This window comes from Campylobacter sp. CFSAN093241, assembly GCF_012889595.1.
In the GTDB taxonomy this organism is placed as follows: Bacteria; Campylobacterota; Campylobacteria; order Campylobacterales; family Campylobacteraceae; genus Campylobacter_D; species Campylobacter_D jejuni.
On record NZ_CP040612.1, the window covers coordinates 1024163 to 1047763 of the forward strand.

Here is a 23601-nt window from a genome sequence, read left to right on the forward strand (position 1 = left end):
GATTTATATTCTCAAAAATATATATTTTAACGATTTTATAATTATGTTCTTCTAAAATTATAATAAAATTAATTAAATAATTTAAAATTTTGGAATGATTATTGCTTATTTTATGTTAAAATATTAAACATTATAACTTGAGGAGAAAACATGACCCTAGCTGTTAAATGCCCTATCTTAGGTTTTGAAGAAACCAAAAATATGGAATTTTCAACTATCGATGAAGTATTTGTAAGACTTAAAAGTCTTGATGGTAAAGACTTTTCTTTTGTTTTAATTAATCCTTATTTGATTAGACCTGATTATGAATTTGATATACCAACTTATTATCAAGAGCTTCTTTCTTTAACACCTGAATCTAATATGAAAATTTTTAATATAGTAGCCATAGCAAAAAGCATTGAAGAATCGACAGTGAATTTTCTAGCTCCAGTAGTCATTAATCTTGATAATAATACTATGGTACAAGTGATACTAGATACAGTTAATTATCCCGACTTTTTTCAAGCTGATCAAATTGCTAATTATATTAAAAAATAATGCTCTATATACTTGCAAATGGATCTATGGCAACAGCCTTAGCCTATGGGTTAAAAGATGATTATGAAATTTGTATAGTAGGAAGAAGTATAGAAAAACTTCAAGCCCTCGCCAAAGAAGGCTTTAAAACCTTACTTTACAAAGATTTTAACATAGAAGGTAAAGATGTTATTTTAGCATTTAAACCTTATGCTTTAGAAAATATTGCTCAAATGCTAAAAGGACAAGCACGTATCTTAATCTCTGTTTTAGCCAATGTTGATTTTGAAAAACTACAAACCATCAAAGCTCAAAATTATGTTAGAATAATACCCAATACAGCAGCTAAATATAAGGCTTCAACCACACCATATATACTTAAAAACTCTCATTTCGAAAATGAAATTTTAGACATTTTAAAAACTTTTGGCTCGGCTTATAAATTAGATAATGAAATACAAATGAATGCAGCTATGGCGATTAGCGGCTGCGCTCCTGCTTTTTTAGCACTTATAGCAGAAAGCATTGCTAATGCTGGAGTTTATGAAGGTTTGTCAAAAGAACTTAGTCTCAATCTTACGCGCTCTTTATTTAAAAGCTCTAGTGCTTTACTAGAACATGAACATCCAGCTATTATCAAAGAAAATATTTGCTCCCCTGGCGGAGTTACAGTAAAAGGCATAAAAATACTCGAACAAAAAGGAATTCGCGGAAGTTTTTTTGAAGCCATAAATGCTAGCAGCGCTAAATGAAAAAGGCTTTCATACTTATAGAAAGCATTAGTGCTATAACGATCATATCTTTAATTTTCATTGGCATTTTTTATTACTATATTCAACTTTACAAAAACTATGAAAATTTAAATATTTTTGAAAGACTCTATAAACTTCAAGAAGAATTATATGAAAAGCCTATTTTTAAAACCATCATACTTCAAACTTCAGCCTTAAAACCTATAGTTTTACAAGAACAGTTTGTTAATGATGGTATATTTCAATTTCAAAAATTATACTTTCAAGATCAAAATTATAGCGTTTATTTTAAAGAATGAGCAAAGCTTTTACACTTTTTGAACTTATAATATCACTAATACTTTTTACTTTTATAACTAGCTTACTTTCAAAACCTTTAATGGATTTTTATCATTTAAATTTTACTGCTTTACATACAAACAATCTTATCACTCAAGCACATTTAAACTTGCTTAAAATAGAAAAATTAATACAAAATTGTATTAATATTACATTTTCACAGAATACATTAAAATGTCTTTTAAAAGATGAGTTAATTAGCCTAAAAGATAATAAACTTTATCTTATTAATTCTGCTCTTATTTTAGAAAATAATCATACACTTTATTCACCTCATTCTGATTTTAAAACACAACTCCAAAATAGAAAAGATTTATATAACGACAATGAACATATTAGCTATGCTTATAAAATTAATAAGATTGAAAAAATATCTATCTTGGAAATGGTATATCTGCAAATTTTACAGGTAGTTTTATTCCTTTGCAAGCTCAATTAGTTATCAAATTGCAAAATGAAGAACTTATATATGAAATAAAGCCAAAATTTAATGAACAATTAAACCAACAAGGATTAATTTCTAAAAACATAAGCTCATTTAACCTGCAAAACAATAAATTAAAAATTTGCCTAAAAAGACAAACAAAACATTGCCTTGAAAAAAGAATTTTACTGTGAAAAAAGCTTATGTTTTAATTTGGACAATTTTTTTAATACTACTAATAAGTCTATGGATGAGCTTGACCTTAAACATATCCAGCTATACTCCAAAAATAATCCAAGATAGTTATTACTACCTTCAAGCTCAAATTTTAAGTCACAATGCAACACAATTTTCTAAATATTTTTTATATCAAGCAAAGCAAGAAAATAAAGAATGTTTAGATAATATATATTTTAATTACACAAAAGCTTTGATTAAAATAAAATATTTTTATCCTATTGCACAATGTGTTAATTTTAAATTTTCCAACTTCAATCCCGATGCAAATTTAAGCAAAGATGGTGTTATTATAGCCCACATTAGTATTGCTTTAAATCGTGATAAAAACGTCAATGATGAAATTTTACTCACAAAAAGCATTATTATTTATCCCAAAGAAAATTTTTGGAATTTAAAAAATTAAACCAAAGTCTTAGCGAGCTTAACACAGTTTAAAAGACTTTGATTTTCGCATATATAAAGATTTTTAAAATTTAAAAGCTTCTTTGCTGTGCTTTGCCCTATAACTACAACCTTATCTTCTTCTTTTAAGCTGTAAAATTTTAAAAAATTTTCTACACTTAAAGGAGAGGTGAATATAAAAATAGCAGGATGGATAAGCTTTTTGTCGCCTTTTTTAAAAACATTTTCATAAACAATCATTTCATCTAAATCCACACCTACATTTTTAAGATCCAAATTTAAAGTTGAAACAATATTTTTAGCCCTTAGATACAAACATTTTTGCATTTTTAACTCCTCTTTAAATTCAAGAAAAAGATCTTTTCCATAAGCCTTTGATGGAATTTTAATCTTTTTAAAACCTAAATTTTTAGCGTATTGAGCTGTACTTTGTCCCACAGCGTATAAATTGAGTTTGAAATTTAAAGTGATTTTTGCATGTTGTAAAGCTTTTAAAGCATTTTTTGAAGTGCAGATTAAAGCATCATACAAACTCAAATCCACACTAAAATCATAAAAAACAATCTCATTTAAAATAAGATTTTCCACCCCTTCAAAAGGAGTTTCATTTAAGAGATAAATTTTCATAGATTTTACGCTTTAGCTCTTTAGCTGCCAAAAAAGCATCTTTAGCATCCATGATCGCCCTAACCACAGCCACACCGCTTAAATTTATACCCTTTAACTCAACAAGTGCTTCTTTGTCAATCCCACCTATGGCTACAACCCCTATAGGGCTTTTATCACAAATTTGACTTAAAAGCTCAAGGCTTAAAAGCGAACTTTCTTTAGTAGGCGTTGCCTTAATAGCTCCACAACCTAGATAATTTACTCCTTGTATAAACTCAAGTTGTTCTAACTTTTTAAGACTTAAGCCTATGATTTTTTCATCTCCTAAAAGCTTTCTAGCTAATTTTGCTTCTAAATCTTCCTGTCCTAAATGCACCCCATCAGCATCTAAGGCTAAAGCTATATCCACCCTATCGTTAATCAAAAAAGGTATTTTATAAGACTTGCAAAGTTTTTGCACCTTTAAGCCTAGTTTATAAAATTCTCTTGCATTAAGCTCTTTTTCACGAAGTTGTATGATACTTACTCCGCCTTTTATAGCATTTTCTAAAGTATTTAAAAAACACTCCTCGCTTTTACTTCCCTTAGTAGCAACCAAATAAAGGCTAAGATCTAATTTATTTTTCATCTAGAAACTTGAAAAAATGATTTGTAGGACCACAACCTTTTCCAAGATTAAGTGAATAATAAATCGCATTTCTTACATACTCTTTAGCTTCACTAACAGCGTGAAATAAATCCTTGCCCTTAGCTAAATTACTAGCAATAGCCGAAGAAAGCGTACAACCTGTACCGTGAGTATTTTTAGTTTCTATGCGTTCGCCTTTTAAAATATAAATTTCTTTTCCATCATAAAACACATCATTGGCATTTATTTCACTATGTCCGCCTTTAAGTAAAACCGCCTTAGCCCCCAAGCTGCATAAATGCTTAGCTGCTTTTATCATCTGCTCTTCATTAGCGATCTTAAAACCGCATAAAAACTCTGCTTCAGGAATATTAGGCGTAAGAATGTCTGCAAATTTTACTATGGTTTGCTTGAAAAAATCACAATTTTCTTGCGGCATTAAAGCATAGCCATTTTTAGCAAACATTACAGGATCGATCACTATGTTTTGAGGTTTAAACTCGCTTAAATTTTTAGCTACACAGCTCATTAATTCACAAGAACCTATCATTCCGATTTTAGTTGCCTTTGGCACTATATCTTCAAACACGGCAAGCATTTGTTCATCCACGCTTTGAGTAGGTATATCGTGTACAGAAATCACCCTTGCGGTATTTTCAGCTACCACACTTAAAATCACACTCATACCAAAAAGATTGTGTGCACTAAAGGTTTTAAGATCGGCTTGTATCCCTGCTCCACCACTACAATCACTCCCTGCTATAGTTAAAACAGGTATAAGTTCACTTCCTTTTGCTTTCATAAATCTTCCTTTAAAATTTTGATCCATTCTTCACCCTTAGGGCTTAATTTTTGTCCTTTAAAACTCTGTTTTGCAAAAGCTACAATCAAAGCATGAAAAATTTGATAAAGTTCGTAAAGTTCGCATTTTTTTCCTAAAATTTTATACAAATTTTCTTGCTCACTCTCTATGTCACTTTGAAAAAATTCTCTTAATTCTTCATAATTTTCAAACTCATAACCTAAGTAAAAAGCCAAACGCAAACTATAATTATCTACAACCAAAATCTCTCTTTTGCAAAGATAGTTTAAAATACTATCAACGCTTTCAAAACCTAAACCTTTGATATTTAAAAGCCATTCTCTGCTTGCATTTGTTTTAAAATTTTCTAAATTTTCATAAGTGTTTATGATACTTTCTACCAAACCTTTTAAACGCTTAGTTTTGGTATTATAAAATCCGCTAGGCTTAATTAAAGTTGCAAGTTCTAAATTGGATAAAGTATTGATTTGTTCTAAGCTTGCAATATTTTCTTTTTTCAAATTTTCTAAAGCTTTTAAGACATTTTTCCAATTTGTATTTTGAGTTAAAACGACAGAAATTAAAAGCTCAAATTCACTCAATCCTTGATTTTCAAGCCAATCAAAATCATGATAATTTAAATCCAAATTTAAAAGCTTGGTAAAAATTTGTGCTCCAGTCATTTAAAATTCTCCTTAAAAGCTAAATAAAATTGCTTTGCGGTACGACCACTTCTACTTGCTCTTAGAGTAGCAAATTCTTTAGCTTTAGCGTGCAAAAGCTCTTTATCACAAGAATAATCTTTAAAATAAAAATCTATCATCTTTAAATACTCTTCTAAATTTCCCTGATAAAAACTTAACCACAAACCAAATCTATCACTCAAACTTAATCTTTCTTCAGCAGCATCGCTTAAATGAAGTTCTGTATGTGTGATTTGCGTATCAAGATTATCAGTAATGCTTTCACTTAATAAATGCCTACGATTTGAACTCGCATAAATAATTACATTATTTGGGGCTTTTTCTATGCTTCCCTCAAGTAAAGGTTTTAAAAATTTATAACTATCATCTCCCTTTTCAAAAGAAAAATCATCACAAAAAAGTATGAATTTAAAATTTTCTAATCTGATTTCATCGATGATATCTGCTAAGGCAAATAAATCTTCTTTATTTAATTCGACAAGTCTTAAGCCCTGTTCTTTAAATTCATTAAATATAGCTTTAATTAAACTTGATTTTCCAGTGCCCTTAGATCCCCATAAAAGTGCGTGATTTGCTCCCTTATCTTGAATGAAATTTAAAGTATTTTCATAAAGTGCTTTTTTTTGACTTTCCATACCTACTAAATCTTTTAAAGCAATAGGATCGATTTCAAAAATAGGCTTTAAATAATCTTTTCTTGCTCTATAAATTGCTGCATAAGTTTTATTCCAATCCATTTTAAGCCTTTCTTAAATGCGTTAAAATTGCCTCTAAAATATCATCATCATCTTTGCTTTTTGCCTTGATGAGTTCTTTTTCATCATTTAAAGCAGTAAATTGAATATTTTGCTCATAGTTACTAATGCTTTTAAATTTATTTAAAGCTAAAATTTTAATAGTAATCAAAGATAAAAATTGCTTAGTATAAATGTCAAGTTTTCCAAAGCGATCTTCAATTTCACCTTCGATCTCATAAACCTCATGAACTTGCTCACACTTGCTAAGTCTTCTATAAAGTTCTAATCTTAAGCGATCTTCGCTGATAAGTTCGCTGTTTAAAAAGGCATTAACATTGAGTTTTAAATCAAGTTTATTTTCTTTTTGATCCACTTCATTTTTACTTAAAGCATTAAGTTCATCTTCTAACATTTTAAGATATAAACTATATCCAATTTGCTCAATATGTCCACTTTGATCTACGCCTAATAAATTTCCACCGCCACGAATTTCAAGATCATGATAAGCCAAAATAGAACCTGCGCCTAAAAAAGAATTACTTTCTAAGGAAACTAGACGCTTTAAAGCATCTTTTGTAATAGCATTTTTATCTTCAATTAAAAAATAACAATAACCTTGTTTATCACTTCTTCCTACACGCCCACGCAATTGATGCAAATCAGCCATGCCAAAACGATCGCTTTTTTCTACTATGATAGTATTTGCATTTGGTAAATCAATCCCACTTTCTACGATAGAGGTACTTAAAAGCAAATCATATTCTTTGTTTTCAAATTTCAACATTTCTTCTTCTTGCATCTTGGCATCGATTTTAGAATGTAAAATCAAAATACGCAAAGTAGAAAAAAGTTCTAATAAATGCTTTTTACATTGCTCTATACTTGCAATATGATTATGAATATAAAAAATTTGCCCACCACGTCTTAACTCTCTTGCTATAGCTTCTTTTAAAAGTGCGTCATCATTTTCTTTGACAAAAGTTCTTACATCCATTCTATCTTCTGGTGGAGTTTGCAAAACACTATAAGATTTTATAGAACTTAAAGCTTGATTTAAGCTTCTTGGTATAGGGGTTGCTGACATGGATAAAATATGTGAATTTTGAGTGATTTCTTTAAGCTTTTCTTTTTGCTTCACTCCAAATTTATGCTCTTCATCAATAATAACAAGGGCTAAATTTTCACATTCTACACTTAAAAGTGCATGAGTTCCTACAACTACACAAGCTTTATTTTCTTTTAAATTTTGTAAAACTTGTTTTTTTTCTGCACTACTTGTAAAGCGATCCAGTTTAAAAACCTTTATATCAAAAGGATCAAAACGCTTTTTTAAGGTTTTATAATGCTGATGAGAAAGCAAAGTCGTAGGCGCAAATAAAAATGCGCAAAATCCACTTTTAACTACTGAGTAAATAGCATTCATAGCGACTTCTGTTTTTCCAAAACCCACATCACCGCTTAAAAGCCTATCCATGACTTTTCCACTTTGAAAATCTTGCAAAATTTCATGACAGGCTTTATCTTGATCGCTTGTATAAATAAAACCCGCACTAGCTATAAAATCAGTCTGTCTATTTAAATCCACTGTAATTTTTTTTGCTTGCACCAAAGATCTTTTAGCCGCCATAATAACAATTTCAGAAGCTATGGCTAAAAGTTTAGTCTTTAATTTTTCTTTAAGTTTAATAAAGCTTGTTTTACCTAGTTTATCTAAGCTTGGAATAGATCCACTCACGCCCAAATATTTATCAATCAAATAAAGATTTTCCACTGGTAATAAAAGCTTATCAGAATTTTGATACTCTATAGCAACAAACTCTTTTTTTGCTCCGCTTATCACTATCATCTCAAGACCTAAAAATTTACCTACCCCATAATCTTCGTGTACTATATAATCCCCATTTTTAAGCTCATCTATAATCAAACTAGCTTTTTTTCTTGTTTTTTGTTTTTCTTTTTGATTTAAAGAAATAATTAGCTCTTCAGGACTAATAAGATTAAGCCTTAAATCACTTTTTACAAAATGGATATTTTGAGTATCTTCAAGCTCTAAAGCTTTAAATAAAGCTTCGTTTTTAGCTAAAAGTGTGATTTTTTTATTTTTATGAAATTCAAAAAAATCTTTATTGTAAGAACTTTGCAATTCTTTAAATTTTTTAGCTTGAGGTAAAATTTTTGCATTCACAAAACTTATATCTTTTTCATATTCATTAATATCAAACTTTTCACAAGCTAAAAAATCAAGTTCTAAATAATCAAAAAAATCATCAATACACCAAAAGCCTAAAGAATTGATATCATGTATTAAAGCATCGCTTTGAAAATCTTCTAATTTATCCTTAAAAATTTCATAATTTTCTTTGTCAAAATATTTTAAAAAAGGACAAATTTCAAAATGTTCTAGTTCGTTAGGAATAGACTTTTGACTTTGCAAATCAAAATATCTTATACTTTCAATCTCTTCGCCAAAAAGTAAAATTCTAATAGGATTTTCTTCATTGATACAAAAAATATCAATAATATCCGCACGAATTGAAATTTCACCTTTATCCTGAACTATATCTACAAATTCGTATCCCAATCTTGAAATTTCATCTTCAAAACATTTCAAATCAAAATTTTGTTTTTTATCGATATGATAATTTTGTAAATGTTTTTTTGAAGGAAGTTTTTTTAAAACAGTATTTAAAGGAGAAATAAGGATTTTTTTTTCTTCTTCTTTATGATAAGCATTTAAAATCTTACAAAGATCAAAAAGTTCTTTAGAAAAAGCCCTTAAATCATCTCCAAACTGCGCTCTAAAATCAGGTAAAACAAAGGTTTTTAAACCCTTAAATCGTGAAACTTGAGCGAGTAAATCTGCTTGTTTTTCATCTTTACAAAGAAAAAGTTCACAAATTTTTGGATTTTGTAAGTATTCATAAAATGAAGCTTGCATTATTCTTCGTTGTTATTTTCAATAAGTTTGATAGTATCTTCTTTAATTTTACTAGTTCCATTAAAGCGACCGCCATTTTCTATAGAAATTTTTTGCGTTGAAATATCACCATTAACAACTCCGCCCGCTAAAATTTCTAAACTATTAGCCTCAAGTTGCCCTTCAAAACACCCATTTACTACAATTTTATCTGCTTGTAATTCACCTTTTAAATTTCCATTTTTTCCGATAACCACAATGCTTTCAGAATGAATAATACCACTTAACTCTCCATCAACATGAAGCATAGAAGCAAAATAAAATTTACCCTCAATTCTCGCACCTGAAGAAATTACTGTTGTTTCTGAGCTAGAGCTGGATGTTGGGCTGATACCGCCTTTATTAAAGATTGCCATGGAACTCTCCTTTCTTGATTAAAAAAATCATTCATATTTTTTCTTTGCAAATTTAAAAAATACAAAGGTTCTAAAGTTTTATTAATAAACCTTACCTCATAGTGCAAATGCGGCCCCGTAGAAAGACCTGTATTGCCACTATAACCTATCAACTGCCCCTTGCTAACAAATTGACCTGCTTTGACCACTTCTTTGCGCATCATATGAGCAAATACTGTTTTAAAACCAAAATTATGCAATAAAATTACATTATAGCCATAGCCATTATCACTATAACCTGAAAATTCCACTACTCCACTTGCTGGTGCATAAATAGGAGTACCAATTTCCGCTCTTAAATCAATACCAGGATGAAATTCTCTTCTTTTTAAAAGCGGATGCTCTCTCCAGCCAAAATTTCCTGTAATGCCTTTATTTTCAATAGGCCATCCATTAGGAATTTGCCCCAAAATTCCAAGTTGCTGCTCATTGGTAAGCTGAAGATTATCAAGTCTTGCACTAATTGTAAGATTATTTTCTGCTTCTAAGCCCAAAGCCTCTTCAAAAGAAGCTATTTTATCTTCTATAGCTGCATACTGCTGAGTTTTTTCTTCTATGCTTTTTTGCATTTGCGAATTAGATAATTCCAATTCTTTGCTTTTTTTCAAAAGCTCCTCACGCTTTTCACTAATATCACTAAGTTTGCTATCGAGATATTTGATATAAAAACCACTAAAAACTAAAAATAAAACAATAAAAGCAATAGTATAAAAAACTATTTTTTTGATTATTTGATTTAAATAAAAATGTCTTGAACCGTTAATATCTGTAATGGTAATAGTGAATTTATTTTTTACCACACCACTCCTTTAAAAAATTTTCTACTAACATAAAAGAACCAAAAACTAGATTTTTTTTATTCTCTTCTAATTTTACAAATTCTTTGCATTGTATGCCTAGCTTTGATGCAATACTATAAATTTCATCATCAGCCAGCTTTCGTTCTACGCTTTTATATTTATATATTTGTATTGTATCAATAATAGGCTTTAATGTATTTAAAATTTGAAAAATATCCTTATCCAAATAAGCATTATAAATAAGATTTATTTTTTCTCCTTGAAATTTATCAATCATAGCCTTAGCAGCCATAGGATTATGACCCACATCAACAAAAAAATTTGGAGAAATTTCTTGGCATCTTCCTTGCAAATTTAACTCTTGCAACTTTTTTAAAGCTTCTAAGGTTTTTTCTTGTGAAGTTAAAATTTCACAAGCCTTTAATGCAAGCTTTAAATTATGCTTTAAAAAACAAGGTAAAACAAACTTTTTACAATAAATCTCAAATGTTTCTTTCAAAAAAGGATTTAAAGAAGAAACTTGCAAATTAGCTTTTTTTAAAAAAGCAATTTTTTTTGCTAAATTTAAAACATTTTGCTCTTGCTCATCGCTTATAAGTGCTATAGGCGCCATAACTTTAAGCTTGGTTCTTGCAATATCTTCTAAAGAATTGCCCAAAATTTGAATATGGTCAAATCCAATTCTTGTAAAAATATTCATTCTTCTTTCAAAAACAGAAGTAGCATCATATTCTCCACCCACTCCTGCTTCTAAAACAATGAAATCGCATTTTTGAAATAAAATCATAGCTAAAAAAGTAGCATATTCGAAATAACTTAATTTTTGCAAGTCTTGTTTAAAAATTTCTTCAAGTCTTATATGAGCTTGTTCTAATTCTTCATCATTTGCAATCTTACCATCAAGATAAAATCTTTCATTAAAACTAAAAATATGCGGGCTAGTATAATGCCCTATTTTATAATTTAAATTTTCTAAAAGTTGGGTTAAATATCTACCCGTGCTACCTTTACCATTTGTGCCTATAAGTTGGATTATAGGAATATTTTTAAAATATTTCTTATATTTTTCATACATTCTAAACATCAAAAAACGATCAATTTTATCGTAATTTATACTTTTTTGAGCTAAAAAATTCTCAACTTTCATTATATTGTTCATTAACCGCTGCAATTTGCTTTATTAACTCATCTAAAATATTAATACTTGGCTTACTTTGCTTATCAAGATAAGCCACGTGAATTTTAGGAGTTATAATATCTTGCTTATAAATAAATCTAAAAGTTTCTATAGTTTTAAGATTTGTATTTACAAGCTGTGTAATTTCATCTTTGCTTTTTCCTGGCGAAACAATCAAATAACTCTTTTCATCTATCATCCACAGTTCATCAAATTCGCTACAAGAATCTTTTAAAATTTTTTTAAATCGAACAAAAATTTCATTCAAACTTCCCATACCGTATTTTTCCATAATGAAACGGTAATTTACTATAGAAAATAAAGCTAAAGAATAATTAACTTTATACTTATTAAAATTTTCATCCATTTTATCAAGCTCTTTAAGAACACTCCAAGCCTCTCTCTCTTCTAAGCTTTGCGTGAATTCAATTTGATTATTTAAAGATGTAATTTTTTCTCCAAGTTGTTTAAATTTTAGTTTTAAATCCTCAAAACTAAGTTTTACTTCCCCATTTTCATCTGGTTTTAAAGTATTGATAAAATCCATATTTTTTTCATTCGATTTATTAAGTAAGACAAGCAATTCATAGATTTTTTTTAGATTATCATTAAAAAAATTTAAATTTTTTTGGACATACATATTATCAACCATTATACGATGATTTATAAATTCCATTAGTTCATTTTTAAAATTTTCTTCGCCTATTACAAAAGGCTTTTGTGTTAAATTTTGTATAAAACCTTGAATTTTTAAATCTTCTACCAATGAAGGATTTAAACCCAAGCATAATAATTCACTAAAGTGCTCATAACTACGCTCTTCAAGTTTAACTAAGAGTTTTTTAATCACGCTATCATAATCATCATATTTACTAATACCATATTTGCGAGCTTGTTCTTCTAAGTCATTTTCATCGTAATTTCTTTCAAGCTCTTTCCATTTTTTAGTAAGCAAGTAAATACTTTCACTATCCATAGTTTTAGAAATTCTAATCGAAGTCACCTTAGCCAAATCTCTTATCTTTTTATCCTTACTTATTTGCAAAGTTTTAGATATGGTATATAAAAAATCAAAAAATTCACTAAATTGTTTTCCGCTTTGTCTATTTAAAACAGAAATTAAAAAACTAATTAGTTCTTCTAAACTTCTTATAGTTTTAGAATTTAATTCTTGTTGATAAATCGGTAAAAGCAAGGTTTTGTATTTATCAAGTTTAGCCTTATTTGAACTTGTAATACCATATTTTAAAGATAATTCTTCAAAAATTTCCGTATAATTTTCAGGAGTTGGTTTTAGTTTTCTTTCTTTTAATGCAATTAAAGTTTGCCTTGCTATTTCATTAGTATTTGGAATCACGTTTTTGCCCTTTAATAGCAATTACGGAAATAAACTCATCAAATGCCTCGCTTGAAGCTGCTCGAATAGCCTCATACCTTGCAGAATCACTAATAATACTATTTGGAGAAATTTCAAAATTATAACTTCCACTTGTACTAAAAGCCTGACTTGAACCATCTTTAAAGACAACATTAAAATCTAAATTTAATTTAGCTTTATAACTAATAACATAGCCATTTTTATCATAAGCTAAAGGAATAAATTCTAAATTATTCATTTTAACATTGATTACATCATCAGCTTCATGTTTTAAAGCAAGTTTACGCCCTAATTTTGAAATTACCATTTCTTTTAAAGTATCGGCAACATAGATACTATTTTTTGGGTCTTGTTGACTTAATTCAACATTAACATAAACCTTCTCATCGAAAATATTATTAGCGATTTTTGATGTAGGAACATATCCACAAGCACCTAAAAATAAACCTATACAAAAAATTAAAATCTTTTTCATTTAATCACTAGATTAACTAGCTTTCCTTCCACATAAATTTCTTTAACTATACTCTTACCTTCAAGCCATTTAGCAGTATTTTCTTTTGCAAAAACTAAAATTTCTTCTTTACTCGCACTACTTGAAATTTCAAATTCAGCCCTTTTTTTACCATTAATACTTACAGCTAAATTTAAAGTATCTTTTACAAAAACCTCTTCCTTAAGTTCTAATTTTTTGAAATTTTTACATTTAAAAAGCTCCTCGCTAAGCTCAAAACAAACATGAGGAATAATAGGCTCTAAAATATTTAAAATAATATAAAAAGCCTCTTGCTCCAAAGCTTCATTTTTACAAAGCGCTAAAGCATTTAAAGCTTCCATGCAAGCTGCAATTAAAGTATTAAAAGCAAAACTTTGATGATAAACTTCAAAAGATTTTTTCAAAGCTTCATATACCTTTAATCTTGCATATTTTTCTTCTTTATTTAAATTTTCTTGTTTTAATTCTACAAGCTCACCTTTTTTAACATTTTGCGCCCTATCATAGAGTTTACAAATAAATCTATAAGCCCCTTCAACCGCATCATCATTCCATTCAAGCTCTTTAGCCGGAGGCGCAGCAAAAAGTATAAAAAGTCTTGCGGTATCAGCACCGTATTTTTCTATAATCTCATCAGGATCTACAACATTGCCTTTTGATTTTGACATTTTAGCTCCATCTTTTAACACCATACCCTGAGTTAAAAGTCTATCAAAAGGTTCATTTTGTGTTAAATAACCCAAGTCTCTTAAAGCTTTTTGGAAAAATCTCGCATAAAGCAAATGCAAGATTGCATGTTCAATACCACCTATATATTGATCCACACTCATCCAATACTTTACACTTTTTTTATCTAAAGCTTTTTCCTGCCAAGTTTTCTCATCACTTGCAAAACGTGCAAAATACCAAGAACTTTCAAAAAAAGTATCTAAAGTATCACTTTCTTTTTGAGCCTCTTTGCCACATTTGGGACAAATACAATTTTTCCAAGTTGGATGTTTATCAAGTGGATTACCCTCACCTGTAATTTGCACATCTTCAGGTAGGGTAATAGGTAAATTTTCTAGTTTTTGAGGCACTATACCACAAATTTGACATTTAATCATAGGAATAGGCGCACCCCAATATCTTTGGCGTGAAACACCCCAATCACGAATTTTAAAATTTACAACCCTTTTTCCTATATTTTTAGCTTCAAACTGAGAAATAATTTTTAATCTTGCCTCATTACAATCAAGATTATCAAATTCTTGACTATGGATTAACTTTCCTGATTTTTGCGTATAAGGTAAATTTTCTTGAGTTTGAATAACTTGTTTGATAGCAAGATTATATTTTGTTGCAAATTCAAAATCTCTTTCATCATGAGCTGGAACAGCCATAACCGCTCCGCTACCATAATCAGCCAAGACAAAATTAGCCACCCATAAAGGAATTTTTTCTCCGCTTAAAGGATGAATGGCATAAATTCCTAAAAAATAACCTTCTTTTTCAGAACTTTGTCTTTCTCTTGGGCTTTGATTTTGAATAACTTTGATTTTATTTAATATATCTTGATTTAATAAATTTTGTGAAAGCAAATTTTGAACAATCTTATGTTCTGGAGCTAAAGCGATATACGAAACTCCATAAATTGTATCTGCTCTTGTAGTAAAAACTTCTAAAGAACTTTCTTTGGTTTTTTGCTTGCTTTCTTCGTCTAAATTTAAAGAAAATTCCAAACCTTCGCTTTTACCAATCCAATTTTCTTGCATAGTTAAAACTTGATTAGGCCATTTATCTTTTAATTTTTCTAAATCTTTTAAAAGTTCCTCAGCATAAGCAGTGATTTTTACATAATAACCTGGCATTTTTTTCTGCACTACTTCATGACCACAACGCCAACATTTTCCGTCTTCAACTTGCTCATTAGCCAAAACCGTTTGATCTTGTTCACACCAATTTACATTTGCTTCTTTAGTGTAAATCAAACCTTTTTCAAACATCTTAATAAAAAATTCTTGCTCAAATTTTGTATAAAGTGGATCTGAAGTAGCAAGCATTCTTTTTTTAGAAAAAGAAAAACCTAAAGAAAAAAGTTCTTTTTTCATATAAGCTATATTTTCATAAGTCCATGACTTAGGATGAATTTTATGTTTAATAGCTGCATTTTCAGCAGGCATACCAAAACTATCAAAACCTATAGGATGTAAAACATTAAAACCTATCTTGCGATAATATCTTGCTAAAGCATCACCTATAGTATAATTTCTTACATGCCCCATGTGAATTCGTCCGCTAGGATAAGGGAACATCGATAAAATATATTTTTTAGGCAAATTTAAATCATCTTTTGGCTCAAAATATTCATTTTCATCCCAAATTTTTTGCCATTTTTTTTCTATTAAACTTGCTTCATAAGCCATAAATTCTCCTTACACTGTTCCTTTTTCATACATTGCACGATTGCGTTCTTTATCTTGTTTTCTTTTTGCTTTTTCAATTTCTTTATTTCTAAACTCAAGCACACTAAATTTAAACCATAATAATGTCGGACTTGCAACAAAGATAGAGCTTAAAGTTCCCGCTATAATACCTACAATTAAAGCCAAAGAAAATCCTTGTATCATTTCCCCGCCAAAGAAATAAAGTATCACAACGGTTGCTAAAGTCAACCCTGAAGTTAAAACCGTTCTTGATAAAGTTGCTGAAACACTTTCATTAATAATAGGTGCAAGTTCGGTTTTTTTACTTGTTTTATTACCTTCTCTGATTCTATCAAAAATAATAATTGTATCATTCAAAGAGTATCCAAGCACAGTTAAAACAGCAGCCAAAGTATCTAAATTGACATCAATTTTAAATAAAGAAATTGCCCCTAAAGTAATCACAACATCATGAATTTCACTGATTATAGCCGCAAGAGCAAAACGCCACTCAAAACGCAACGCTATATAAATTAAAATTGCTATCAAAGATACAGCTATAGCCATAAGTCCTTTATTTCTAAGTTCATCACCTACTTTTGGACCTACCACATCAGCACGACGCACTTCAAATTTTCCCGTATCCTTTAAAAGAGTGCTTATATGCTCGCCTATATCATTGCTTACATTATCATTACTTCCTAAAAAGCGTATGGTTACTTCTTCATTACTTCCAAATTCAGTTACAGATAAATTTTGAAAAGTTCCTTGTTTTTCTAAAATTTCTCGAATTTGCGTTATAGGAGCTGCATTTTCATATTTAAGCTGAACTAAAGTTCCTCCGCTAAAATCAATGCCATATTGCAAACCCCTATCCCAAAGTAAATAAATAGAACCAAAAAACAAAATAAAAGAAAGGGAAATAGCAGCAAAACGCATTCTCATAAAATCATAAATTTTCTTTTCGCTAAAAAACTGCATTATCTTCTCCTATAACCAAACCAAAATCTTGTATTATTATTTTTTTCTATGCGTTGCATAAAATAATCAAACATTCCATGAGTTCCTAAAATAGCTGTAATCATAGAAACAACGATACCAATTCCCAAAGTCACAGCAAAACCTTTAACTGCTCCTGTTCCATAGGCATAAAGCGCTACCGAAGTAACTAAAGAAGTGATATTTGAATCTATAATCGCACTCATAGCATTTTTATAACCTTGTTCTATACTAACTCTTATATTTACTCCATCTCGCAAGAGTTCTCGTATACGCTCATTGATAATCACATTTGCATCTACTGCCATACCCACAGTTAAAACAAGTCCTGCCATCCCTGGTAAAGTTAAAGTTGCTCCAAACATAGCCATAACGGCAACTACTACCAAAACATTAACTAGCATTGCAATATTTGCAAAAATTCCTGCCACACCGTAATACATCATCATAAATACTACAATAAAAACCGATGCACCGATTAAGGCTATCATACTCATTTTAATACTATCAGCACCTAAAGATGGTCCTATGCTTCTTTGTTCAAGTAATTTTACAGGCGCAAGCAAAGCTCCACTTCTTAAAGCTACCGCCACATCACGCGCTTCTTCTTGGGTAAAAGCTCCACTGATTTGCCCACTACCTCCACCTATGCGTTCATTGATAGATGGAGCAGAATATACTTTATTATCAAGTACAATAGCAAGACGCTTTCCAACATTTGCTCCTGTATAATCAGCAAATTTTTTAGAACCCTCGGCATTTAAAGTAAAATTAATCACAGGATAATTATTCTTATCACTAATCCCTACTCTAGCATCAGTAAGCATAGATCCATCTAAAATAGGTATACTTTTTAAGGTATATTTTAAATTTGGATTTCTAGAATCAGGCACTAAAATCAGTCCATAACTCGCAGCCTCAGCATCGCTCATTGTAGAAGCTTGACCCATTTTAGAATCATCAACTTCCATAAGTTGCAAATGTGCTGCTTTTGTGATGCGTTCTTTTGCTCTTAGTTCATCTTCTTTGGTTTTAATCCCTGCAAGTTCAACCAAAATCTTATCATCACCTTGTTTAGCAACTGTTGGCTCTGCTAAACCAAATTGATCAAGCCTATTTCTTATGGTTTCAACTGCTTGCAAAAGTGCAAAATTTTCTATATTTTTTACTTCTTCTGAGGTAAAAGAAATTTTATAGTGCATATTTTCACTTTGTATATTAATTCCTTTTATTTCTTTAAGCAAATTTTCAACTTTTGCAATATCTGCATTATCAAGCAAAGTAAATTCTAAAATATCATCATGGGTATTTAAGCCATCATTTAAAATATTTTCTTTATTAAAAGAATAACTCAATGAAGATGCAATTGATTTTATTTTAGATTTTACAGCTTCTTCATTATCTACACCTAAGAGCATATAAAGCCCACCTTGCAAATCAAGCCCTAAATTAATCTTCGCACCACGTTCTGACTGCAAAAAAGAAGGGAGTGAAAAAGCCACTCCAAAAATAAATACCGCCATAAAAATAATCAAGCGATAATTGATTTTAGAATTACGCATCAATTTTCTTTGCTATAAATTCTCTTGAAATTTTTGCAGTAACATTGTCTTCATTAAGCTTAACTTTGATAAAATCCTCCTCTGGTTTTACGACTTCACAAATAAGTCCGCCATTAGTGATGATTTTATCTCCTTTTTGCAAAGACTCAAGCATTTGTTTATGTGCTTTTGCTTGTTTTTGTTGTGGTCTAATTACCAAGAAATAAAAAATTGCAAATAACACTACAAGAGGTAACAATGAAGTTAAAATTGAATTTTCTGCCATATTTTTCCTTTATTCCAAAAAAATTAAACACTAATTCTATCATTTTTAAAATAATAAAAGTCTTTTTTATTGCAATTTTACTTTCAAATTCTATTTATCTATCATTTTTTGAAAATATTTTTACACAAACTATTAGCCCATTTTTAGCTATTTGGGGGTTAGTTTTACTTCTAAAAAGTAAAAATTCTAAACAATATTTTTGGATAGGTTTTTTTGTAGGGATTCTTTGGTTTTGGTGGATTGGTTTATCTTCAATTTATTTTAATCTAAACTATTTAGTACCAATTATACCAATTATCATTGGTTTTATTTATGGGTTACTTTTTAGATTATGTTATTTATTAAAATTTGATTTTTTAAGGCTTTGTGGAATTTTTTGCATAAGTTTTATCCATCCTTTAGGATTTGATTGGCTTAATTGGGGGATTTTTACAGTTTATGGTTTTTTTGACCCAAGTTATCGTGGTATTATTTGCATATTTTTAATAGCATATTTCATCTATGAGGGTTATATATCAAGATATTATAAAATAGCGATTGTTCTTATTTTATTCTTTAGTGGATTTCAATATAATGAAAAACAAGCTCAAACTCTTAATTTAAACTACAAACTCATCAATACTAATATCTCTCAAAATCAAAAATTTTTACAAGAAAATTTAAAATCAAATTCTGATATCTTAATTCAAGATATACTTCAAGCTATAAATGAAAAAAAAGAACTTGTAATCTTGCCTGAAACCGCTTTTGCTTTTGATTTAAAAAATACCAAATATGAGCTCATGCTTAAAGAATTATCTTATAAAATCACCATTATTACAGGAGCATTTCATGTTGAAAAAGAACATACTTACAATAGCACTTATATCTTTAAAAAAGGCAATGTCTATATTTTAAATAAGCATTTTTTAGTTCCCTTTGGTGAAGAAATTCCATTTTTTAAAGACTTAACAAAAAAATATTTTCTTAAAAATATTGAAGAATTTTCTAAAGGTCCTATACAAAGCAAATATAAATTAGATAATCAAATTATCACAAATGCAATTTGTTATGAAGCTACCAAAGAACAAAACTATCAAAATTCACAAATTATTATAGCCCTAAGCAACAATGCTTGGTTTAATAATAGTAGCGAATACAAACTCCAGCAACTCTTAATGAAATTTTATGCAAGTAAATATGGGGTTAGTGTTTATCATGCTACAAATGGCAAAGAGAATATAGTTATACTCCCTAAAAAGCTTTTAAGCAAAGATTGGAAAAATTTATCCAAAGAAATATTTAATGATAAAAAATAATATTAAAATTTTAATTTTAAAGTAATTTAAGTTATTTTATATTATAATTCTGTCAAACAATATTTTGACTTAGAGGGGTTTTTACCCCAAAGCTAAATTAATTTAGCTTCCTTCCTAACTTTTATATTTATGAGGGATATTGAAAAATATCCCTCTAAGTCAAAAATTAATATAACTTTATTAATTCTTTATAATTATACAAGCCTTGTTTAAGCTTGTATAATATTGTTATTTTTTTAAAGTAGCTTTTTAAACTGTTCTAGAGCATCAAGTTTTTCCCAAGGATAGTCCTTTTGTCCTACTTGCCCACGAGCTGCTACATCCGCATAAAGAAAAGTTTCTTTACTTGGTTTATCCAGATGAAATTTATCACGGATCCAATTTGGCGTTAAAGAGAAATTTTGCATTACAAAATCACTTAAAACATCGTCATTTACACTGGTATTTGTGCCCATACAATCCACGCTTACCGAAGTAGGTTTTGCAACACCTATAGCATAACTAAGTTGAACTATACATTTTTTAGCAAGCCCTGCTGCAACTATGTTTTTAGCTAACCATCTACCTGCATAAAGTCCACTTCTATCAACTTTAGTATAATCTTTGCTCGATTGTGCGCCACCACCTATTGGAGAATAACCTCCAAAACTATCTACTATAAGTTTTCTTCCTGTTAAACCACTATCATGTAAAGAAGAATGATTAACATATTTACCAGTTGGATTGATTAAAATTCTAGTCTTATTAGGATCAAAAAGTTCTTTTGGTAAATTACTATCTAAGATAAGTTTCATCACTAAAGATCTTAAATCTTCTATTTTCATACTTTCAACACAAGGTGCAGAAACTACTATAGTATGAATACTTTGCGGTTTACAATTTTCAAAATTCGCCTTAGTGCCATAATCTATAGTCACTTGAGTTTTAATATCCACTCCAAGTTCATGTGGATTTGCTTTTGCATAAGCATAAACTCTATCACATAGCATTCTTGCATAACTAATAGCTGCTGGCATATATTCCTCAGCTTCACAACTTGCAAAACCAAACATAATGCCTTGATCACCTGCTCCTGTTTCGCCATCTTCTTGATCGACACCTTGGTTGATATCAGGGCTTTGTTCATTTAAAAACACCATAACATCAACCTCATCAGGATGTAAACACTGCTCTTTGCTAAAATGGCCTGCTCCGTCATAACCAATGTTTTTTAAAACATCTTTAACTAAATTATCGTAATCAGCTTTACTAAGTTTGTGATTTGACTTAACTTCGCCTCCTATCACAACCTTATTTCCTGCGACAAAAACCTCACTCGCCACCCTTGAATTTTTGTCATTTTTCAAGAGTATATCCACTATCGTATCAGCGATTATATCAGCGCACTTGTCTGGATGACCTGCACTTACGACTTCTGAAGTGAATAGATACATAAAAAGTCCTTTCATTTAAAATGAACCACAATTATATCCAAATAAACTTATCAAAGCTTGATAAATTAAAAATTCTCTAAAATTAAGCAAAAGTTAGTTAAAATCAACTTTTGATATAAAAAATATTTAAAAGGTTTTTATGTTTTCTAAAATCATTCAAAGCTACGCTAAAGGCAACCTCATAGTTCAAATTTGCATAGGTATAGCACTAGGAATACTTATAGGCATTAGCTCTAAAGAAATATCTGAAATTGCAAATTTACTTGGAATACTTTTTACAAGTGCCTTAAAAGCTATCGCTCCTATGCTTGTTTTTATTTTAATTTTAACCTCAATTTGCACTAAAGATTTTTCTCAAAGTGGTGCTAAGATCAAAAATATTATCATTTTATATATAGTAGGCACCTTTTTTGCTTCAGCTTGTGCAGTTCTTGCTAATTTTTTCTTCCCTGTAAAGCTTGTTTTAGATGGAGTTCAAACTGCCACAAACTCATCTCCAACCCACATGAGTGATATTTTCAAAGATCTTTTATTTAAAATTGTCGATAATCCCATAAATGCTCTTTCAAGCGGAAATTATTTAGGAATTTTAACTTGGGCAATAGCTGGAGGTATAGCATTAAAACACTGTTCTAACGAAGCAAAACAAGTTTTTATAGATATCAATGAAGGGGTTTTAAAAATCGTTAAATTTGTAGTAAAACTTGCCCCTTTTGGAATTTTTGGACTTGTGGCTAATTCTGTAGCACAAACAGGAGCACAAGGTTTGCTAAGTTATGTAAAACTTTTAATTTTACTTGTAGCTACTATGCTTTTTGTTACTTTTGTTATCAATGCCTTAATAGTCTTTTTTTATACAAGAAAAAATCCTTTTCCTTTAATTTTTATCTGCTTAAGGCACAGTGCATTTTTTGCCTTTTTTACAAGAAGTTCAGCGGCAAATATTCCTGTAAATATGGCACTTTGCGCTAAACTTGGCATAGATAAAGAATTTTATGGCATTTCTATACCTTTAGGAGCTACTATCAACATGGCAGGAGCAGCAGTTACTATAGCTATTTTAAGTCTTACTGCAGCCAATACCGTTGGTATAGAAATCAGTCTTTTACAAGCCTTTTTATTAAGCATTATTGCCACCTTTGCAGCTTGTGGGGCTAGCGGAGTTGCGGGCGGATCTTTACTGCTTATACCTTTGGCTTGTTCTTTATTTAATATAGACTATGATATTGCTATGAAGGTAGTTGCCATAGGTTTTATTATAGGGGTTATTCAAGATAGTGTTGAAACTGCTTTAAATAGTTCTACAGATGTTCTTTTTACAGCAATTTGTTCTAAAAATGAATTAAATTACAATATCAAATAAGGTAAAAACATGCGTCATCTCATCACTACAAAGGATTTTAATAAAGTCGAAATTATGGAGCTTTTTAAAGAAGCAAGTGATTTCTTAGATGAAAAACCTAGGACTTTTCTTGAAGGAAAAAGCATCACGACAATTTTTTTTGAAAACTCTACACGCACCCTTTCATCTTTTGAAAGCGCTGCAAGAAGATTAGGTGCTAGGGTTTTACGCCTTGATGTTTCAAGATCAAGCTCTAGCAAAGGAGAAACTCTTTATGATACTGCTGCTAATTTAGATGCCATGAGTCCTAATGCTATTGTTGTAAGACACGCAAACTCAGGAGTTCCTTTGATATTAGCAAAGCATATGCATTGTCCAGTTGTTAATGGAGGAGATGGAAAACACGCCCATCCTACCCAAGCTTTACTCGATTTGTTTACGATTTATAATCATTTTCAAGGTAATGTTGAAGGTAAGAAAATTTGCATCGTAGGTGATATTAAAAACTCTCGTGTAGCAGCGTCCAATATAGAGCTTTTAAGTAGATTTAATCTTGATATTACCCTAGTAGCTCCACCACATTTTATGCCTAATACCCATCTTAAAAAACATTATAAGCTTGATGAGAATATCATAGCAAATTCAGATATTATCATGAGTCTTAGAACACAAACAGAAAGACATAATAAAACCGTTTATGCTTCACTTAAAGACTATGCAAATGATTTTTGCATTCAAAAAAGCTTAGTAAAGGATAAAAAGCTTATTTTACTACATCCAGGCCCTGTAAATCGCAATATTGACATAAGCGATGAAATGATGAGCAATGAAAGGACTTTAGTTTTAAAACAAGTTAAAAATGGAGTGGCTATTAGAATGGCTGTTCTTAAAAAACTCATACTAGAAAATGAAGGATAA

23 protein-coding genes and 1 pseudogene are annotated in these 23601 nt (G+C 29.8%); 8 read left to right on the forward strand and 16 right to left on the reverse strand.

The features are described 5' to 3' along the window. Nucleotides 1-150 precede the first annotated feature (150 nt). The 5 genes and pseudogenes from fliW to FBE96_RS05280 all read left to right on the forward strand — a co-directional run bounded on the left by fliW (nt 151) and on the right by FBE96_RS05280 (nt 2677). The gene (gene fliW / locus FBE96_RS05260; RefSeq protein WP_002852982.1) at nt 151-540 is read left to right on the forward strand and encodes a flagellar assembly protein FliW; all 390 of its coding nucleotides are present in this window, start codon (nt 151-153) and stop codon (nt 538-540) included. Then, complete coding sequence (locus tag FBE96_RS05265; RefSeq protein ID WP_002868635.1) at nt 540-1271, forward strand: pyrroline-5-carboxylate reductase; 732 nt, start codon at nt 540-542, stop codon at nt 1269-1271. Before fliW ends, FBE96_RS05265 begins: the two co-directional genes overlap by 1 nt. Then, nucleotides 1268-1570 carry a type II secretion system protein gene (locus FBE96_RS05270; RefSeq protein ID WP_002853046.1) on the forward strand — a complete coding sequence of 101 codons (303 nt, stop codon included), beginning with the start codon at nt 1268-1270 and terminating at the stop codon, nt 1568-1570. Before FBE96_RS05265 ends, FBE96_RS05270 begins: the two co-directional genes overlap by 4 nt. Further along, nucleotides 1567-2228 (forward strand): annotated as a pseudogene (locus tag FBE96_RS05275) (hypothetical protein). The gene FBE96_RS05270 and the pseudogene FBE96_RS05275 overlap by 4 nt, the downstream one beginning before the upstream one ends. After that, on the forward strand, nt 2225-2677 hold the full coding sequence (locus FBE96_RS05280; RefSeq protein ID WP_002859148.1) for a hypothetical protein: 453 nt from the start codon (nt 2225-2227) through the stop codon (nt 2675-2677). Before FBE96_RS05275 ends, FBE96_RS05280 begins: the two are co-directional and overlap by 4 nt. On the opposite strand, the gene FBE96_RS05285 is transcribed toward FBE96_RS05280, so the two are convergent. Genes FBE96_RS05285 through yajC form a run of 15 tightly spaced genes read right to left on the reverse strand, consistent with a single transcriptional unit; the run spans nt 2674 to nt 18610 of the window. Further along, on the reverse strand, nt 2674-3303 hold the full coding sequence (locus tag FBE96_RS05285) for a uroporphyrinogen-III synthase (protein WP_002858312.1): 630 nt from the start codon (nt 3301-3303) through the stop codon (nt 2674-2676). The genes FBE96_RS05280 and FBE96_RS05285 overlap by 4 nt on opposite strands. After that, on the reverse strand, nt 3281-3913 hold the full coding sequence (gene thiE / locus FBE96_RS05290) for a thiamine phosphate synthase (RefSeq protein WP_002858441.1): 633 nt from the start codon (nt 3911-3913) through the stop codon (nt 3281-3283). Before thiE ends, FBE96_RS05285 begins: the two co-directional genes overlap by 23 nt. Further along, nucleotides 3903-4715, reverse strand: coding sequence for a bifunctional hydroxymethylpyrimidine kinase/phosphomethylpyrimidine kinase (gene thiD, locus FBE96_RS05295; protein WP_145599568.1), 813 nt, complete (start codon nt 4713-4715; stop codon nt 3903-3905). The genes thiE and thiD overlap by 11 nt, the downstream gene beginning before the upstream one ends. Then, the gene (locus tag FBE96_RS05300) at nt 4712-5398 is read right to left on the reverse strand and encodes an endonuclease III domain-containing protein (protein ID WP_002852847.1); all 687 of its coding nucleotides are present in this window, start codon (nt 5396-5398) and stop codon (nt 4712-4714) included. Before FBE96_RS05300 ends, thiD begins: the two co-directional genes overlap by 4 nt. Beyond that, entirely contained in the window at nt 5395-6156 is a 762-nt protein-coding gene (locus tag FBE96_RS05305; RefSeq protein ID WP_002852748.1) for an ATP-binding protein, read from the reverse strand. The genes FBE96_RS05300 and FBE96_RS05305 overlap by 4 nt, the downstream gene beginning before the upstream one ends. A gap of 1 nt (nt 6157) precedes the next feature. Continuing rightward, nucleotides 6158-9094, reverse strand: coding sequence for a DEAD/DEAH box helicase (locus FBE96_RS05310; protein WP_145599569.1), 2937 nt, complete (start codon nt 9092-9094; stop codon nt 6158-6160). Continuing rightward, entirely contained in the window at nt 9094-9489 is a 396-nt protein-coding gene (locus tag FBE96_RS05315) for a polymer-forming cytoskeletal protein (protein ID WP_002859143.1), read from the reverse strand. The genes FBE96_RS05310 and FBE96_RS05315 overlap by 1 nt, the downstream gene beginning before the upstream one ends. Continuing rightward, nucleotides 9426-10328 (reverse strand): M23 family metallopeptidase, encoded by a 903-nt coding sequence (locus tag FBE96_RS05320; RefSeq protein ID WP_002866112.1) that lies wholly within the window; start codon nt 10326-10328, stop codon nt 9426-9428. The genes FBE96_RS05315 and FBE96_RS05320 overlap by 64 nt, the downstream gene beginning before the upstream one ends. After that, on the reverse strand, nt 10315-11499 hold the full coding sequence (locus FBE96_RS05325) for a folylpolyglutamate synthase/dihydrofolate synthase family protein (RefSeq protein ID WP_072223329.1): 1185 nt from the start codon (nt 11497-11499) through the stop codon (nt 10315-10317). Before FBE96_RS05325 ends, FBE96_RS05320 begins: the two co-directional genes overlap by 14 nt. After that, a complete protein-coding gene (locus FBE96_RS05330) occupies nt 11465-12862 on the reverse strand; it encodes a hypothetical protein (RefSeq protein ID WP_145599570.1) in 1398 nt (465 codons plus the stop codon). Before FBE96_RS05330 ends, FBE96_RS05325 begins: the two co-directional genes overlap by 35 nt. Further along, nucleotides 12846-13358: an LPS assembly lipoprotein LptE gene (lptE, locus tag FBE96_RS05335; RefSeq protein ID WP_002860199.1), complete on the reverse strand. Its 513-nt coding sequence runs from the start codon at nt 13356-13358 to the stop codon at nt 12846-12848. The genes FBE96_RS05330 and lptE overlap by 17 nt, the downstream gene beginning before the upstream one ends. Beyond that, nucleotides 13355-15784: a leucine--tRNA ligase gene (gene leuS / locus FBE96_RS05340; RefSeq protein WP_002871795.1), complete on the reverse strand. Its 2430-nt coding sequence runs from the start codon at nt 15782-15784 to the stop codon at nt 13355-13357. The genes lptE and leuS overlap by 4 nt, the downstream gene beginning before the upstream one ends. Nucleotides 15785-15793: 9 nt before the next feature. Beyond that, the gene (gene secF, locus FBE96_RS05345; RefSeq protein WP_002871796.1) at nt 15794-16765 is read right to left on the reverse strand and encodes a protein translocase subunit SecF; all 972 of its coding nucleotides are present in this window, start codon (nt 16763-16765) and stop codon (nt 15794-15796) included. Continuing rightward, on the reverse strand, nt 16765-18345 hold the full coding sequence (gene secD / locus FBE96_RS05350; protein WP_002868626.1) for a protein translocase subunit SecD: 1581 nt from the start codon (nt 18343-18345) through the stop codon (nt 16765-16767). Before secD ends, secF begins: the two co-directional genes overlap by 1 nt. Next, nucleotides 18338-18610, reverse strand: coding sequence for a preprotein translocase subunit YajC (yajC, locus tag FBE96_RS05355; protein WP_002786346.1), 273 nt, complete (start codon nt 18608-18610; stop codon nt 18338-18340). The genes secD and yajC overlap by 8 nt, the downstream gene beginning before the upstream one ends. On the opposite strand from yajC, the gene FBE96_RS05360 reads away from it, so the two are divergent. Continuing rightward, nucleotides 18583-19908 (forward strand): apolipoprotein N-acyltransferase, encoded by a 1326-nt coding sequence (locus FBE96_RS05360; protein ID WP_002853913.1) that lies wholly within the window; start codon nt 18583-18585, stop codon nt 19906-19908. The genes yajC and FBE96_RS05360 overlap by 28 nt on opposite strands. Before the next feature lie 236 nt (nt 19909-20144). On the opposite strand, the gene metK is transcribed toward FBE96_RS05360, so the two are convergent. After that, entirely contained in the window at nt 20145-21341 is a 1197-nt protein-coding gene (gene metK, locus FBE96_RS05365; protein WP_002852836.1) for a methionine adenosyltransferase, read from the reverse strand. 139 nt (nt 21342-21480) lie between these two features. Between metK and sstT the strand changes: the two genes are divergently transcribed. Then, on the forward strand, nt 21481-22704 hold the full coding sequence (gene sstT / locus FBE96_RS05370) for a serine/threonine transporter SstT (RefSeq protein ID WP_002858067.1): 1224 nt from the start codon (nt 21481-21483) through the stop codon (nt 22702-22704). A 9-nt stretch (nt 22705-22713) separates the two neighbouring features. Continuing rightward, nucleotides 22714-23601 (forward strand): aspartate carbamoyltransferase catalytic subunit, encoded by an 888-nt coding sequence (locus FBE96_RS05375; protein WP_002852714.1) that lies wholly within the window; start codon nt 22714-22716, stop codon nt 23599-23601.